Below are 15,374 nucleotides of genomic sequence, written 5' to 3'. Positions count from 1 at the left end.
ACGCCCCAAGTGATCATCGTCAAAGGCCACTTGGGAGGAACCACCACCGTGACCGTGCCCACCCGCCCGCTGCCCCCCGTGCGCCGCCGTCGTCGTTTCGACCTGCGCGCGACGGCCCTGTTCTTCGTCCTTCTCGCCCTGCTTCTGAGCCTCGGCGGCCTGATCGCCCGCCTCGCGGCGGCCGCGGCGGAACGCCGTCCCGCATGGGCCTTCACCCTGCTTCTCCTCACCTCCGCCGGCATCGTCGCCTGCCACCGCGGCCGACGCCGCCGGTCGGCGCGCAGACTCGTCCGGGAGGCCGCAGAGGCCCTGGAGGAAGCGGCCGAGACAGCGGTCGGCGCACTGGACGAGGCACCGGTCGCCACCCCGGTGCAGGTGGCCGAAGACACGCCCCGGACGTCCGCCGTCGCCACCGTGGAGGAGTCACTCGACCTCACCACGGATCACGTCCCGGACTTTCCCGGCTACGAGGCCCTGGATCCGGACGAGTTCGAGCAGGCGATAGCCGACCTGTGCGCCCGCGACGGCTGTGCCGGCGTCGAAGTGGTGGGCGGCGCGGGTGACTTGGGCGCGGATGTGACGGCGATGGCGCCGAACGGCCACCGCCTCGTCATCCAGTGCAAGCGGTACGGCGACGGCCACAAGGTCGGTTCCCAGGATCTGCAGCGCTTCGGCGGCACCTGCTTCACCGTCCACGAGGCCGACATCGCCGTCGTCGTCACCACCAGCGACTTCACGGCGCCGGCGGTCGAGTACGCACAGCAGTGCGGAATCGTGTGTGTGGACGCCGAGGGGCTGCGGGCGTGGCGCTCCGGGTCGGGACCGCGCCCTTGGGAGCGACCGGACGAGGGCTGACCCTGGGCCGGCTGCCCCCGGGCCCCTTCACAGGCCGAACAGCCGTGCCCCGTTGTCGTGGCACACCGCCCGCAGCCACGCCTCCCCCAGACCCAGCCGCTCCAGCGCCCGGAGCTGATGCACGTACGGATAGGGGATGTTGGGGAAGTCCGAGCCGAGCAGGACGCGGTCGCCGAGCCCGGCCAGCCGGGGCAGGGCCCGGCGGGGAAACGGCATGAGTCCCTCGGCGAAGTCGGTGAAGGCCATGGTCGTGTCCAGCCGCAGCTCCTCGTACCGTTCGGCGAGGCCGAGGAAGTCCTCGTACTCGGGCATCCCCATATGGGCGACGACCAGCCGCAGCCGGGGATGCCGCGCCAGCACCTGCGCGACCGGCCCGGGACCGGTGTGCTTGCCGGGAGCCGGACCGGAGCCGCAGTGGATCACCACGGGGGTCCCGGCCTCGGCCAGCAACCCCCAGGCCCGGTCCAGGAGTTCGTCGGCCGGGTCGTACGCGCCCACCTGCACATGGGCCTTGAACACGCGCGCGCCGGCCTCGACTGCTTCTCGGACGTATGCCTCGACGCCCGGCTCGGGGAAGAGGGTGGCGGTGTGCAGACAGTCGGGGGTGCGGCGGGCGAACCCGGCCGCCCAGCCGTTCAGCCACCGGGCCATGCCCGGCTTGTGCGGGTAGAGCATCGCGGTGAAGGCGCGGACGCCGAACTCCCGCAGCAGGGCCGTCCGTTCCGCCTCCTCCGTGCGGTAGGTGATCGGCCACTCCAGCCCACCGGTCAGCGTTCCGAGCGCGTCGAAGTAGTCCCAGACCTTGTGCAGGACGCGCTCGGGCATGAAGTGGGTGTGGACGTCGACCAGCCCGGGAAGCCCGAGCCGGCCCCAGAAGCGGCGGACCTCGGCGGCCTCCTCGCCGCCGGACTCGTGGCCGGCGGCGGGGGCGGAGTCTCCGGACGCGTCGGGGTCGATGTCGGCGGACGCCGTGCGGTGATCCTTCATGCCGCCCACGATCGGCCCGGGTGCGGTGGCGGGTCCACTCCTTCACACAAAGGATCCGTGAGGGATCCGTCACCGGCGAACCGCGAGGTGGCGCTCACAGGCTCGGGAAGAGCAGCACGAAGAAGAGCCACAGCAGCACGGCCCAGAAGACCGCCGCCGCCAGGGACACCAGCAGCGAGCTGCGCCATTTCAGCACCAGGAACGGAAAGAGCAGCAGCGCCGCCCAGTGTCCGGCGACGTCGATGGACAGGCGAGCGGCATCGCTGAGGGTTCTCGCACGCCCTGTGGCGATCCGGCGCAGCAGCCGCTGGGAGGTGAACCCGTACAGGCCGAAGACCACCGGGAAGAACCAGAGCGGCGTGATGGTGACCAGCTCGCTCTCGGAGAACTCGTCGAACATGACCAGGTAGATGAGCCCGGCGGCGAGCAGCCCACCGATCAGGGCGGTCAGGTAGACGGTGGTCAGCAGGACCGGCTCGACGGCCGTCGCGGGCACGGGAACGGTCGAGGCGTACGGGACGTCGGGCGGCGGGACACGGACCACCTGGTGGCAGTGCGGGCAGCGGACGTCCTGCCCGGCGCGGTCGGCCGGAGCCGAGATCAAGTGTCCGCACGAAGCGTGGAACTCCACCTGCTGGCCCGCGTTCATTCGCTGTCCCTCCCCTGCCGGCACGGCGCCGCTCGGCGCCGGTGACACGTCGTCCGCCGGACATCAGATCCGATCAGTGGCGAGGACGCCGCCGGGGAGCATCCGGTTTCCGCCGCAGAGCATCCGGTTTTCCGCCGAGGGGCGTCCGGTTTCCGCCGGCGGCTTGCGATGTGCCGCGGGGCTTCCGGCTCACCGGTGCGTGGGAGCGAGGTCGGCCCGCAGGGCCTGGCCGAGCCAGGTGTGGTCGTCGGCGCGGGAGGGCGGCGGCCGGTGCCCCCGGACGACGGAGATGAGCCTGCGGTACCGGTCGGCCTCCGCGGCCAGGCCCGCCTCGAGGCACCGCAGGATCTCGCGCCGGTCGGCGTCACCGAACAGCCCGGTCAGTACCGCGGAGGCCTCCGGTGCGTCGGGGGCGACTCCTCTGGCGCGGGCGTCGCCGACGACCTGGACGACGTGCCCGGCGAACCAGATGGATCCGCCTGAACCCGGCCTGGGCGCACTCAGTTCCAGCATCGTTCGCATCCGGGAGCGGAAGCCCGGGTCCTGGATCAGTTCGGCCAGCTCCAGCCAGGCGTCCACCTGCTCCGCCGTGGGGTGGTCGGGGAGTTCGAGCGGAGAGCGCGACAGGCGCTCGCCGATGCCGGGCTCGACGTCCAGTCCTTCGGCCACCTCCTTCATGAAGTCCTCGATGATCTCCCTGCGTTCGGCGACCGAGAGTCGTGCCAGTCTGTTCATCAGTGCTGTCTCCTGAGCGGTGGAATCGCGTTCGGCGACCGTGGCCAGCACGGCCCGGTCGACCTTCAGTGCCCGGATCCGGGCGTCCAGTGCGACGACGTGGGCCGCGGCGACCTCGGCGATCGTCGCCTCGCGTTCCAGTACCCGGCTGATCGCTTCGAGGCCGAGCCCCAACTCCCTGAGAGTGCGGACGAGTTCGAGACGGGCGATGGCCTCGGCCCCGTAGAGCCGGTAACCGCCCTCGGAGCGTCCCTCGGGCGGGAGCACACCGATGTCCGACCAGTAACGGATGGTGGGGACGGCGACGTCACCGCGTTCGGCGAGCTGCCCGATGGTGAGTCGGCCGACGTGTTCGTCGTTCATGCGAAGAGTCTGAAGCCTCAAGTCGCTTGAGACTCAAGTCGGGGCGCCGACAGTGCCGAAGGACGAAAGCTTCCTCCGGTTCGCGGGCGCCATGCGGACCCGTATGGCCGCCGGCGAGGATGCGGCCGAGCTGGTCGCGGCCATGCACGATCCGCCGGCCGGGCAGGCCGTCGCCGACCGGCAGCCGTCCTGACCGCCGTCCAGGAGCTGGACCACGTGGGCGCCGGTCCGGTCGGCTACCACGGGGTGTCGATGGGCTGCGGGCTCGGGGTGCCCCTGCTCGCCGCCGAACCCCGGGTCCGTGCCGCGGTGTTGGGGCTGCTCGGCGTGCGCGGGCCGGCCGCGACCGCGGCCCGGGTGACCGCGCCGGTGCTGTTCCTGCTCCAGTGGGACGACACGCGGGTGCCCAGGGAACACGCCCTGGCGCTGTTCGACGCCCTGGGCTCGGCCGAGAGGACACTGCACGCCAACCCCGGCGAGCGTGGGGGAATCCCCGCGTTCGAGACCGACGACGCGCTGCGGTTCTTCGCGCGGCACCTTGCACAGGCCGCCGGTTCGCGGCTCCGACTTCCGGAGGGCCCCCGCACCCCGGCCCCCGGCCCCTCCGCGTCGTGACACCCGCGGCCGGTGACGCACGCCACATCGCCGCGCCGTCACAGGGACCGGGCCGCCGGTGTCCTGTGTGCGTCCGGAGCAGCACGCGACACCACGAGTGAGGACCACGTCATGGAACCCCGTTTCAATCTGCTCGACAGCCCGACCGCCGCGAAGATCGCCAAGCGGTTCTACACGGCGGCGCTGGCTCTGGAAGGGTCGACGCTGCCGAAGAACCTGCGGCACCTCGTGGAGTTGCGGGTCGGCCAGCTCAACGACTGCGGCTTCTGTGTCGACGTCCACGTCAAGGAGGCCGCGGCCGCCGGGGAGACCGCGCTCCGGCTCGGCCTGGTCGCCGCCTGGCGCCACAGCACCGTGTTCACCGAGGCCGAGCGGGCCGCGCTGGCGCTCGCCGAGGAGGGCACCCGGCTCGGCGACCACGGCGTGTCCGACGAGACGTGGGCCGAGGTCCGCAAGCACTACGACGACGACCAGGTCGGTGCGCTGGTCTGCCTGGTCGCCCTGATCAACGCGGCCACCCGGATGAACGTGATCGTGCACAACCCCGGGGGCTCGTACGAGCCCGGCATGTTCGCCGCCATGGCGAACTGACCGGGCGGGCGGCGGACGGCCGGTCCTCCCGCCAGGCCCCCTTCCCTGCGCCCGCAGGGGGTGCCTGGCGGAAGGACGGTGCTCAGGAGTGCCGGTGGTAGGCCTTGTTGGCGATGCGCCAGCCGTCGTCGGTGCGGACCAGCAGGAAGACGTCGGTGAAGGTGTCCGCTCCGTGCGACAGCGTCATGGTCGCGGTCGCGACGGAGCCGTGGACGTCGAGGACGTCGACACGGCGGGAACGGGACGGTTCGTCCGGGGCGGGGCGGCCGGGGAAGAGGGCGCAGTACTCGTCCAGACGCCAGGAGACGAATGCGCCGTCCCGGATTCCCTCGATGTGGGCGGTGGGCAGGAACGCGGCGCGGAAATGGGAGGGGTCGCCGGTGGCGTGCCCGCGGACGTAGGCGCGCAGGGGTGCGCACGGCGTCCTCCACGGCGGGGGCCGCGGCGGCGAGGGCGATGTCGGCCTCGGGTCCGGCGGGGTGGCCGGCCAGGCCGGCCGCGCCGCGCACGGGGGTGTTCGACGCGGCGGCCAGCAGCGACATGTCCTTGGCCAGTGCGCCGATCGTGAACTCGGCCGTGGCGGGGGCCGCCCGGCCGGTGAGGAACCTTCGCTTGCGGGCCACGAGCCCGCCGAGCGGGCCGAGTTCGAGAACGTCCAGCACCTTCGGACGCTCAGCGGCGGCCCTCCTCGACCGCCTGGCCCCGGCCTTCGCCCCTGCCGGCGCCTGAACGCGGTTCCCCGGACGGCGCACAGGACCGACTACTCCACCCGTGTGTGACAACCGCCCGATCGGCGGTGTGTCGGCCGCTCCGGGCTTCGCCCGCCACGGCGAGCCGCAAGGATGAGCCGTGATTCACGCCATGGCGGGGTGAACCGCGAGCATCGGGAGAAACGGCTGTGACAATTCTGAACGGCCCGGAGCGGTCGGCTGCCGCTTCCTACGACAGTGAGGTGCCGGTCAGGGGCAGACAGCCCGGCAACGTCGTGGTGAAGTGGATGACCACGACCGACCACAAGACCATCGGCACCCTGTACCTGATCACGTCGTTCGCGTTCTTCGTGATCGGTGGGGTGATGGCGCTGTTCATCCGCGCCGAACTGGCCCGTCCGGGGCTGCAGTTCCTGTCGAACGAGCAGTACAACCAGGCGTTCACGATGCACGGCACCGTGATGCTGCTGATGTTCGCCACCCCGCTGTTCGCCGGCTTCACCAACTGGATCATGCCGCTGCAGATCGGCGCTCCCGACGTCGCGTTCCCGCGGCTGAACATGTTCGCCTACTGGCTGTACCTGTTCGGCTCGTCCATCGCCGTGGGCGGCTTCCTCACCCCGCAGGGTGCGGCCGACTTCGGCTGGTTCGCCTACACCCCGCTGTCGGACGCCGTACGGACCCCGGGGGTCGGCGCCGACATGTGGATCATGGGTCTGGCCTTCTCCGGCTTCGGCACCATCCTCGGCGCGGTCAACTTCATCACCACGGTCATCTGCATGCGCGCACCGGGCATGACCATGTTCCGCATGCCGATCTTCACCTGGAACGTGCTGCTGACCTCCGTCCTGGTCCTGTTCGTCTTCCCGGTCCTGGCGGCCGCGCTGTTCGCCCTGGAGGCGGACCGCAAGTTCGGCGCGCACATCTACGACGCGGCCAACGGCGGGCCGCTGCTGTGGCAGCACCTCTTCTGGTTCTTCGGCCATCCCGAGGTGTACATCATCGCCCTGCCGTTCTTCGGCATCGTCACCGAGGTCATCCCCGTCTTCTCCCGCAAGCCGATCTTCGGCTACATGGGCCTGGTCGCCGCGACCATCGCGATCGCCGGCCTGTCGGTGACGGTGTGGGCGCACCACATGTTCGTCACCGGGGGCGTCCTGCTGCCGTTCTTCTCCTTCATGACGTTCCTCATCGCCGTTCCGACCGGCGTGAAGTTCTTCAACTGGATCGGCACGATGTGGAAGGGCTCGGTGTCCTTCGAGACCCCGATGCTCTGGGCGACGGGCTTCCTCGTGACGTTCCTCTTCGGCGGTCTGACCGGTGTCATCCTGGCCTCGCCGCCGATGGACTTCCATGTGTCGGACTCGTACTTCGTGGTGGCGCACTTCCACTACGTCGTCTTCGGCACCGTCGTCTTCGCGATGTTCGCCGGCTTCCACTTCTGGTGGCCGAAGTTCACCGGCAAGATGCTCGACGAGCGCCTCGGCAAGATCACCTTCTGGACGCTGTTCGTCGGCTTCCACGGCACCTTCCTGGTCCAGCACTGGCTGGGCGCCGAGGGCATGCCGCGCCGCTACGCCGACTACCTCTCGCAGGACGGCTTCACCGCCCTGAACACGATCTCGACGATCAGCTCGTTCATCCTCGGTCTGTCGATGCTGCCGTTCCTGTACAACGTGTGGAAGACGGGCCGGTACGGCAAGCCGGTCGGGGTCGACGACCCCTGGGGCTACGGCCGCTCCCTGGAGTGGGCCACCTCCTGCCCGCCGCCGCGGCACAACTTCCTCACCCTGCCGCGGATCCGCAGCGAGTCCCCCGCGTTCGACCTGCACCACCCCGAGATCGCCATCGCCGAGGCCGAGGCACACGGAGTCCGCTGATGACCGACCGGGGACCCCGATGAGCGATCTGACGGGCAAGGGAACCGCGGGGGCCGGTGTCGGTGACGAAGCGGAGGGCTATCTCCTGTGGCAGGCCAGGATCGCGGTGGCGGAGGAGCGGGCGCGTGAGTTCGTGCGGCCCATCGAGTGGCTGACCACCTCTCAACGGGCCGACATCGAGCAGCGGTACGTCGCCGAGAGCCTCCGGCGCGCGCGCGAGGACCTGGAACGCGTCGCGGCCCGCTGCCGTTTCCTGCGCGGCGAGTACGAGCAGCGCTACCGGACCCTGCGCCTGCGCTGCTTCGGCTGGGTGCTGGCCGCCGGCACGTGCCTCACCTCGGTGACCGTCGCCGCCCTGACCGTGAGGCGGTGACGCCGTGAACGGCCCGGCCCCGGCCGGTAATCCGCTGGAGGGGCCGTTTTCCGCGCTCCTATAGTGGCCCGCATGCGCGCCTCCTATCCCCGGACTCCCCATCTGCCCTGGTCACCGGGCGTCTCCGCGGACGATGTGCGGGCCGGTGGGGTGAGCGGGTTCCTGGGGCGGGAGGTCGTCGTCACCGAGAAGCTCGACGGGGAGAACACGACCCTGTACGCGGACGGGCTGCACGCGCGGTCCGTGGACTCCGCGCACCACCCGTCGCGGGCGTGGGTCAAGGCGCTCCAGGGGCGGGTGGGAGCGCGGATACCGGCGGGCTGGCGGGTGTGCGGGGAGAACATGTACGCCCGGCACTCGATCCCGTACGACACCCTCGACGGGTACTTCTACGGGTTCTCCGTGTGGGACGAGCACGACCGGTGCCTGGGCTGGGACGAGACCGTGCGCTTCCTGCGGCGGCTGGGGGTGCCGGTGCCGCCGGTGTGGTGGCGGGGGGTGTTCGACGAGCGCGTGCTGCGGCGGCTGCGGGTGGAGACCGGTCGGCAGGAGGGGTACGTCGTACGGACCGTCGAGGGCTTCGCACGGGGGGACTTCGCCGAGCGGGTCGCCAAGTGGGTGCGGCCCGGCCATGTGACGACGGGGACGCACTGGATGCACGCGCCCGTGGTGCCCAACGGGCTCGGCCCGGCGGCCGCGCTGTGGGCCGTGCGGTCCGGGGCGGCGCCGGACGCGGAAGCGCTGGCCGGGCACCTGGGCGTGGCGGACCTCGACGCGGGCGCGGCCGCCGAGGCGGGCGCGCGGCTCGACGCGCTGGGGCGCGGCGGGGACGCACGGCTCGCCGGGGTGCTCGCCGCGCTGCTGCACCGCACACCGCGGGCGACGGTGATGGGCCGGGCGGCGGGACCGCTGGGGGTGCCGCTCGCGCGGCGGGTCGCCGATCTGGTGGGGCTGCACCCGTCGCTGCACCGGCCGTACCCGGACGCGGAGCGGCGGACGGGGCTCGTACGGATGTCGTTCGCGGCGGATCCGGGGGTGCTGCACGCCGTCGCGGGGGCGGTGGCGGTGGACGATCAGGCGCGGGAACAGGTGGAGTGGTCCGCGCTGCACGCGCAGGAGGCCGGTCTGCTGGCCGAGGCGCCGCTGCGGCCGTTGCGGGACGGGCTGCGGGAGGCTCTGGCGCGGGACGGGGTCGGCGGCGAGGCGGCGGACCGCTGCTGGGCGCAAGCGCGGGAGGCGTACGCCCAGGGGCGGGTGGCGACGGTGGAGGAGGCCGTCGCGGCGACATGGCGGTGGCGGGGCGGGGACTTTCCCCGGCTGGTGCATCTCGTGGGGCCGTCCGGCAGCGGCAAGAGCGCCTTCGCGGCGCGGCTGGAGGGCGTGTCGGTGCGCGTGGCGCTCGACGACCTGCGCGAGGCGCGCGGCGCGCGGGCGGACCAGAAGGCCAACGGGGAGGTGCTGCGGGAGGGCCTGGAGCGGCTGGACGGGGCGCTCGCGGCCGGGGGCACGGTGGTGTGGGACGCCACGTCGCTCAACGCGCACCAGCGGTCCCTGGTGCACGCCGTGGCGCGCCGGCGCGACGCGCTGATCACGCACGCCGTGCTGCTCGCGGACGAGGAGGAGCTCGTACGGCGCAACGGCGCGCGGGCGCACCCGGTGCCGGCGGAGGTGCTGGCGGCGCAGCTGCGCCGGTTCGTGCCGCCGTATCCCGGCCAGGCGCACCGCACCTGGTACGTGGGCGCGCGCGGGACCGTCGAGGACCGCGACGGCACACTGGAGGGGGAGGACGCCTGATGCGTACCAGCGAGGAGATCTACCACCGGGTGCGCTGGGACGCGCGTTTCGACCCCGCGCGGTTCGTGCTGGGCATCCACCAGCGCGGTGCCGCACCCAAGCGGGTGCCGCTGCCGGCCTTCGTGCCGGGCGGCGAGATCCCGTGGCACCGGGTGCTGTTCGTGGAGGCGGACGGCGAGGTCGTGTGGGACCGCGCCACGGGTGTGGACCGCATCGACGCCTCGGGCGCCGGACGGGTGCGCGAGGCGCGGCGGCTGCGGGCGCCCTTCTTCTCGGCGCGCACGCCGTACGCGTGGGACGCGGCGGCCGGCCGGTGGGCCCCCGCGGCGCCCGTGGCGCGGGAGGCGGGGCCGGACCGGGCGCGGGTGCTGACGTGGAACACGCTGTGGGACCGCTACGACAGCGACCGCATCGACACCGCCCTGCGCCGTCCGCTGCTGCTGCGGGCGCTGGAGCGCGCCGACGCGGACGTGATCGCCCTGCAGGAGGTCGAGGCGGGGCTGCTGTCCCTGCTGCTGGACGCGCCCTGGGTGCGGGCCCACTACACCCTCGGCACCGACCCCTACGGCAAGGACGTCGACGACTGCGGGCTGCTGCTGCTCAGCCGGCTGCCCGTCAGGGAGGCGGCACTGCACGTCCTGGGCCACCACAAGGCCGTCACGGCCGTCGTCGTGGACACCGCGTCCGGGCCGCTGACCGTGGCCGCCACCCATCTCACCAGCGACCACTCCGAGGACGGGCCGGCCCGGCGCGGCGCGGAACTGACCCGGCTCGCCGAGGGGCTCGCGGGGGTGACGGGCGGCCTGGTCCTGGTGGGCGACTTCAACGACGGCGGGCCCGGCCCGGAGCGCACGCTCGGCATGCTCGACGCCTGGACCGAGACACACGGACCGGGCGACCACTCCCCCACCTTCGACCCGGGCGTCAACCCGCTGGCCGCCGTCTCGTCCCTGTCGGGCCGCGCCTCGCGCCTCGACCGCGTCCTCGTCCGCGCCTCCGACGGACCGCGCGTGACCGGTGCGGCGCTGCTCGGCGACACGCCTGCACCGGAAGGGCTGTACATCTCCGACCACTACGGGGTGGCCGCCGACCTGTACTGCGGCACCGGCGCGCCCTTCGAGGTGCTCGACGTCGCGCCGACGCCCCGTACGGCGCTGGCGTGGGTCCCGCCGCGCGAGCTGTGGCCGGCGCTGCAGGACGTGCGCCGGGACCACGACGTGCAGATCCGGCGCTGGCCACCGCATGTCAACGTGCTGTTCGGGTTCGTCCCCGAGGCGGAATTCGAGCGGGCGGCGCCGCTGCTGGCCGGCGCGGCCGCGCAGGTCGCCCCGTTCGCGGCGCGGCTGGCGGGGCTGCACACCTTCGCCCACCGGCACGGCGCCACCGTATGGCTGGACCCCGCGGCGGACGACGAGACGCCGTGGGCGGAACTGTGGCGGGCGCTCGTGCGGCGCTTCCCGCGCTGCCGTGGCCGCCACGACGGGTTCACCCCGCATCTGAGCCTCGGCCGGACGAGTGACCCGCATGCCGTCGCGGTCGACTGCGCGGCCCGCCTGTCCCCCATGACCACGCGGGTCGGGGAACTGGTCCTGCTGTCCCGGCGGGGCGACGAACCGATGCGGCCCCGGGGCACGGTCGCCCTCGGCACCGGGGAGGTGCGGTGGCTGCCCGAGCCGGCCGTCGGGCGGCCCGACCGGGAGTGGGCGGACTGGGCCGCGCCGGCCGCCGGCCCGGTGGTGCGGCCCGCCGGGGACGACGCGGCGGCGGAACGGGTCGTACGGCGTCTGACGGACGCGCTCGGCGAGGGCGTGGTCCATGTCGCCGGGTCGCGGCGTATGGGCTGTGCGCTGGACGGGGCCGACCTGGACCTCGTCGCGGCGCTGCCCGGCACGGTGGACCTCGCGGCCGTACGGGAACGGGTCGCGGCCTCGCTGCCGGACGCCGAACGGATGCGGGAGGTCGTCGGCGCGCGGGTGCCGGGGCTGCGGTTCCGGGCCGGAGGGCTGGACGTGGACCTGGTCGTCGTGGCCACGGGCCCGGTGCCGGTTCAGGAGGCGGTGGCCCGGAGGGCCGGGCTGGGCGAGGCCGCCGCCGTCGCCCTGAGCGCGGTGTCCGACGCGGACGCGGTCCTGGCGGCGGTGGGCGGACCCGGCGGTGACGGGTCCGGGGTGTCGCGGTTCGCGGCGCTGGCGCGGGGCGTGAAGGCGTGGGCGAGGGCGCGCGGGCTGGACGGGGCGCCGTTCGGCGGGTTGCCCGGGGTGGCGTGGGCGGTCCTCGCGGCCCGTACGGTCCGGGAGGCACCGGAGGTCGCGGACGCCGGTGACCTGCTGCGGCGGTTCTTCGGGACGTGGGCCGCGTGGGACTGGCGCGAGCCCGTGGGCCTCGCCGGGGACGGTGACGTACTCGGGGACGAAGCCCGAGGGTCACTGACCGTGTGGACGCCCAGCGCGCCCGTGCGGTCGTGCACCGGACAGGTCGGCGCGGGCGGACTCGATCTGCTGAGCCAGGAGCTCTACCGGGCCTGGGAGGCGGTGGAGGCCGCGGCCGAGGCAGGCCGGGATCCGTGGCCCGAGCTTCTCTCCCCGCCGCCCCTGCACCGGCGGAACGCGGCGTGGGCCGTGGTGACGGTGCTGCCCCGGCGGGCGGAGGACTTCGACGAGCTGAACGGGCGGGTCCGGGGGCGGGTGCGCGCGCTGCTCGGGGCGCTGGAGGACGCGGGCGTGGGGGACGCGCACGCCTGGCCTCGGCCGCTGTTCCCGGCACCTTCCGCGGTCCCCGGCGCGGGGGCGGCGCAGGCGCGGTACGCGATCGGGCTCGGACGTACGCCGCCCGGCGCGGAGCGGCTCGCGGAGCTCGCCGGCCGGTGGGTGACGGGACTTGCGGGGGTCGAGGTGGCGTATGTCGAGGGTGGGGGGCTTCCCACCCTCCGGTGACCTGTGGCGGGCCGTCGGCGTCCGGAGCCGCCCACGGCTTCTTGATTCGACATATCTCTATGTTGACGCTTTTCGATTCAGGGCGCACTCTTGCATCAACGAACGTCGATACAAGCCGTTCCGGGGCATGCCCCTGTCCCGTCATCCAGGAGTGAAGCCATGAGCGAGCAGTCCACCGATCTGCGCGAAACCGTCCGCCGGCGCTACGCGGAGGCGGCCCTGAAGGTCACCGAGGGCTCCACCGCCTGTTGCGGGCCGCAGCCCGTCGAGAGCGACGAGAACTTCGGCTCCACCCTGTACGCCGCCGCCGAACGCGACGCGCTGCCCACGGAGGCCGTCGCCGCCTCGCTCGGCTGCGGCAACCCCACCGCCGTCGCCGAACTGCGCGAGGGCGAGCGCGTCCTGGACCTCGGCTCCGGCGGAGGAATCGACGTCCTGCTCTCCGCACGCCGCGTCGGCCCCACCGGCAAGGCGTACGGGCTGGACATGACCGACGAGATGCTCGCCCTGGCCCTCGCCAACGCGGCGAAGGCGGGCGCGACGAACGTCGAGTTCCTCAAGGGCGCCATCGAGTCCATCCCGCTGCCCGCGGAGAGCGTCGACGTGGTGATCTCCAACTGCGTGATCAACCTGTCCGTCGACAAGGCCGCCGTCTTCGCGGAGACCTTCCGCGTCCTCAGGCCCGGCGGCCGCATCGGCGTCTCCGACGTCGTCGCCGACGACGACCTCACCCCGGACCAGCGGGCGGAACGCGGCGACTACGTCGGCTGCATCGCCGGCGCCCTCTCCTTCGCCGAATACCGTGCGGGACTGCGAGCCGCGGGTTTCACCGGCATCGAGATCACCCCGACCCACCCGGTCGCCGCCGGCATGCACTCCGCCATCGTCCGCGCCACCAAGCCGGAGACCGCCGACACCCCCGCCGGGGCCGCGGAGCCGGCCCAGGCCTGCTGCGGCGTCGACGCCTGCTGCACCCCCGACGAGACCTCCGCCGACCCCAGCCTGACCGTCGCCCAGGCCAAGACGGCATCGGGCTGCGGCTGCCGGAGCTGAGGACACGTCCCCGAAGGACGGCCGCCTGTCCACACGTCGGGCTTCCTGCGGCAGGCCTGCGGGAACGGATCGCCGGCTCCTCGCGCGGGACCCGGCGGCGGCCGGAGAGCTCCGGCAGTGGCCGGCCGATCCCCGCCCGCGGCTGCCGATGCACCCTCGGCGCAGGGAGCGGAGAATCAGGGCATGAGGCGTCGACCGGCCGACGTCAGTGCTCCCGCCCGCCTCGCCCCGTCCGGTGACGGTGCGGGGCTGGACGAGCTGGCGCTGGCCACGCGGAACCACGGCCTGCCGCTGGAGGCCATGCGCCACGACGTCACCCCGCCCGGCCTGCACTACGTGCTGACGCACTACGACATCCCCCATGTGCCGCAGCCGGACGCCTGGCGGCTGACGGTGGGCGGACGGGTACGGCGCGCGCTCAGCTTCACCCCGGCGCGGCTGCGCACCTGCCCCGCCGTCACCACGCGGATGACGATGGAGTGCGCGGGCAACGGCAGGGCCCTGCTGTCACCGCGGCCGGTGAGCCAGCCGTGGCTGGTCGAGGCCGTCGGCACGGCGGACTGGACCGGGGTACCGCTGCGGCTGCTCCTCGACGAGGCGGGCGTCGGACACGACGCGGTCGACGTCGTGTTCACCGGGGCGGACCACGGCGTGGAACGCGGCGTCGAGCAGGACTACCGGCGCGGTCTCCCTCTCGACCTGGCCCTGGGCGACGAGCCCGAGGTCCTGGTGGCCTACGCGATGAACGGCGCGCCGCTGCCGCCCCAGCACGGCAGCCCGCTGCGCCTGGTGGTGCCCGGCTGGTACGGGATGGCCCAGGTGAAGTGGCTGCGGGACATCACGGTCGTCGACGCGCCCTTCGCCGGTTTCCAGCAGTCGGTGGCGTACCGGATCAGGCAGGTGCCCGGGGAGGAGGGCGAGCCGGTCACCCGCATCGCTCCCAGGGCGCTGATGATCCCGCCGGGCTTTCCCGACTTCATGTCCCGGACCCGGGTCGTGGCGCCCGGGCCGGTCCGACTGGAGGGACGAGCCTGGTCGGGACGCGCCCCGGTGACCTCGGTGGAGGTGAGCACGGACGGTGGCCTGACCTGGTACGACGCCGGGCTGGAACCGGATCGGGGGCACCGATGGGCGTGGCGCCGCTGGTCCGCCCCATGGGCCGCGGCCCCCGGCCCGCATGTCCTGAGCGCCCGCGCCCACGACGCGGCGGGGAACACCCAGCCGCTGGAACAGCCCTGGAACCTGGGCGGGTTCGCCAACAACCTGGTCCAGCGGGTTCCGGTGTTCTGCCCCGATCCCCCTGACGCGTAGGCGCCCCCTGCGCGACGCAGGCGCCTCACGGCCGGTCCGGGACGGTGGTCGGACCAGAGGATGAGCCTCCTATGACGCCGTCGGTGTGATGTCCGGCGGCGACCGCAACCGGCGCGGGCTCCGCGCGCCTCATGTCCCGCAGAAACCGCAGACAAGCCGGTGAGGAGACCCACGTGACCACCACCGCCGCCGAGCACGGCGCACCCCACGCCTACGTCGACTTCTACGCCGTCGAGGCGCCCGACGTCCTCTGGCCGGAGCCGGCCGGCCCGCGCCTGGAGGCCGACCACCCGCTGCCGCCACCGAACCCCGCCGAGCGCCTCAGCTTCACCGTCAGCCCGCGCGACCTGCGCCGCATCGACCTGCACGCGGCCCTGACCGCGTCGGGAATCCCGCCGCGCCCGGAGGACCGTGCCGCCATCGACCAGCTCAGCGCCCTGCCGGACGACGTCAACGCCGTCCTGCGGCGCTGGCTGCACCACACCGCCTGACCGACCCGCGGCCTCACGGTCACGGCACCTCCCG

The 15,374-nt window shown here is 73.4% G+C and carries 14 protein-coding genes and 1 pseudogene; 11 read left to right on the top strand and 4 right to left on the bottom strand.

Going from position 1 to position 15,374, the window contains the following annotated elements; all coding sequences use genetic code 11:
• Positions 1-48 precede the first annotated feature (48 nt).
• A complete protein-coding gene (locus ACFY2L_RS12275) occupies positions 49-855 on the top strand; it encodes a restriction endonuclease (RefSeq protein ID WP_390822215.1) in 807 nt (268 codons plus the stop codon).
• A 27-nt stretch (positions 856-882) separates the two neighbouring features.
• Here ACFY2L_RS12275 and ACFY2L_RS12270 read toward each other — a convergent pair whose 3' ends face one another.
• The 3 genes from ACFY2L_RS12270 to ACFY2L_RS12260 all read right to left on the bottom strand — a co-directional run bounded on the left by ACFY2L_RS12270 (position 883) and on the right by ACFY2L_RS12260 (position 3,589).
• The gene (locus tag ACFY2L_RS12270; protein WP_390822214.1) at positions 883-1,842 is read right to left on the bottom strand and encodes an amidohydrolase family protein; all 960 of its coding nucleotides are present in this window, start codon (positions 1,840-1,842) and stop codon (positions 883-885) included.
• A 94-nt stretch (positions 1,843-1,936) separates the two neighbouring features.
• Positions 1,937-2,491, bottom strand: coding sequence for a hypothetical protein (locus tag ACFY2L_RS12265; RefSeq protein WP_390822213.1), 555 nt, complete (start codon positions 2,489-2,491; stop codon positions 1,937-1,939).
• 189 nt (positions 2,492-2,680) lie between these two features.
• Complete coding sequence (locus ACFY2L_RS12260) at positions 2,681-3,589, bottom strand: MerR family transcriptional regulator (protein WP_390822212.1); 909 nt, start codon at positions 3,587-3,589, stop codon at positions 2,681-2,683.
• 52 nt (positions 3,590-3,641) lie between these two features.
• Here ACFY2L_RS12260 and ACFY2L_RS12255 point away from each other — a divergent pair, with 52 nt between their 5' ends.
• The 3 genes from ACFY2L_RS12255 (at position 3,642) to ACFY2L_RS12245 (ending at position 4,795) form a co-directional block, all read left to right on the top strand.
• Complete coding sequence (locus ACFY2L_RS12255) at positions 3,642-3,782, top strand: hypothetical protein (RefSeq protein WP_390822211.1); 141 nt, start codon at positions 3,642-3,644, stop codon at positions 3,780-3,782.
• Positions 3,783-3,805: 23 nt separating this feature from the next.
• Entirely contained in the window at positions 3,806-4,204 is a 399-nt protein-coding gene (locus ACFY2L_RS12250; protein WP_390822210.1) for a hypothetical protein, read from the top strand.
• Positions 4,205-4,315: 111 nt separating this feature from the next.
• Positions 4,316-4,795 carry a carboxymuconolactone decarboxylase family protein gene (locus ACFY2L_RS12245; protein WP_390656851.1) on the top strand — a complete coding sequence of 160 codons (480 nt, stop codon included), beginning with the start codon at positions 4,316-4,318 and terminating at the stop codon, positions 4,793-4,795.
• Positions 4,796-4,877: 82 nt separating this feature from the next.
• Here the strand turns inward: ACFY2L_RS12245 and ACFY2L_RS12240 are convergent.
• Positions 4,878-5,466 (bottom strand): annotated as a pseudogene (locus ACFY2L_RS12240) (nuclear transport factor 2 family protein); the annotation flags it as partial.
• Positions 5,467-5,693: 227 nt separating this feature from the next.
• Between ACFY2L_RS12240 and ctaD the strand changes: the two are divergent.
• From ctaD to ACFY2L_RS12205, 7 genes are all read left to right on the top strand, one after another.
• Positions 5,694-7,385 (top strand): cytochrome c oxidase subunit I, encoded by a 1,692-nt coding sequence (gene ctaD, locus ACFY2L_RS12235; protein WP_390822209.1) that lies wholly within the window; start codon positions 5,694-5,696, stop codon positions 7,383-7,385.
• A 19-nt stretch (positions 7,386-7,404) separates the two neighbouring features.
• Entirely contained in the window at positions 7,405-7,758 is a 354-nt protein-coding gene (locus tag ACFY2L_RS12230) for a cytochrome C oxidase subunit I (RefSeq protein ID WP_390822208.1), read from the top strand.
• 72 nt (positions 7,759-7,830) lie between these two features.
• Positions 7,831-9,552 (top strand): RNA ligase family protein, encoded by a 1,722-nt coding sequence (locus tag ACFY2L_RS12225; RefSeq protein ID WP_390822207.1) that lies wholly within the window; start codon positions 7,831-7,833, stop codon positions 9,550-9,552.
• Entirely contained in the window at positions 9,552-12,485 is a 2,934-nt protein-coding gene (locus ACFY2L_RS12220; protein ID WP_390822206.1) for a poly(A) polymerase, read from the top strand. The genes ACFY2L_RS12225 and ACFY2L_RS12220 overlap by 1 nt, the downstream gene beginning before the upstream one ends.
• Positions 12,486-12,644: 159 nt before the next feature.
• On the top strand, positions 12,645-13,538 hold the full coding sequence (gene arsM / locus ACFY2L_RS12215) for an arsenite methyltransferase (RefSeq protein ID WP_390822205.1): 894 nt from the start codon (positions 12,645-12,647) through the stop codon (positions 13,536-13,538).
• Between the two features lie 183 nt (positions 13,539-13,721).
• Positions 13,722-14,849, top strand: coding sequence for a sulfite oxidase (locus tag ACFY2L_RS12210; protein ID WP_390656841.1), 1,128 nt, complete (start codon positions 13,722-13,724; stop codon positions 14,847-14,849).
• A 173-nt stretch (positions 14,850-15,022) separates the two neighbouring features.
• Positions 15,023-15,340 (top strand): hypothetical protein, encoded by a 318-nt coding sequence (locus ACFY2L_RS12205; RefSeq protein WP_390822204.1) that lies wholly within the window; start codon positions 15,023-15,025, stop codon positions 15,338-15,340.
• The last annotated feature ends 34 nt before the right edge of the window (positions 15,341-15,374 follow it).

The sequence above is a fragment of the Streptomyces sp. NPDC001381 genome, from assembly GCF_042895685.1.
Classification (GTDB): domain Bacteria; phylum Actinomycetota; class Actinomycetes; order Streptomycetales; family Streptomycetaceae; genus Streptomyces.
The sequence above is the reverse complement of the archived record's forward strand: the minus strand, read 5'-3'. Positions and strand labels throughout refer to the sequence as shown.

Excerpts from the sequence above, each read along its gene's own strand:
- ACFY2L_RS12265 (WP_390822213.1), bottom strand. The coding sequence starts at position 2,491 with ATGAACGCGGGCCAGCAGGTGGAGTTCCACGCTTCGTGCGGACACTTG.
- ACFY2L_RS12260 (WP_390822212.1), bottom strand. The coding sequence starts at position 3,589 with ATGAACGACGAACACGTCGGCCGACTCACCATCGGGCAGCTCGCCGAA.
- ACFY2L_RS12270 (WP_390822214.1), bottom strand. The coding sequence starts at position 1,842 with ATGAAGGATCACCGCACGGCGTCCGCCGACATCGACCCCGACGCGTCC.
- ACFY2L_RS12225 (WP_390822207.1), top strand. The coding sequence starts at position 7,831 with ATGCGCGCCTCCTATCCCCGGACTCCCCATCTGCCCTGGTCACCGGGC.
- ACFY2L_RS12245 (WP_390656851.1), top strand. The coding sequence starts at position 4,316 with ATGGAACCCCGTTTCAATCTGCTCGACAGCCCGACCGCCGCGAAGATC.
- ACFY2L_RS12210 (WP_390656841.1), top strand. The coding sequence starts at position 13,722 with ATGAGGCGTCGACCGGCCGACGTCAGTGCTCCCGCCCGCCTCGCCCCG.
- ACFY2L_RS12220 (WP_390822206.1), top strand. The coding sequence starts at position 9,552 with ATGCGTACCAGCGAGGAGATCTACCACCGGGTGCGCTGGGACGCGCGT.
- arsM (WP_390822205.1), top strand. The coding sequence starts at position 12,645 with ATGAGCGAGCAGTCCACCGATCTGCGCGAAACCGTCCGCCGGCGCTAC.
- ACFY2L_RS12230 (WP_390822208.1), top strand. The coding sequence starts at position 7,405 with ATGAGCGATCTGACGGGCAAGGGAACCGCGGGGGCCGGTGTCGGTGAC.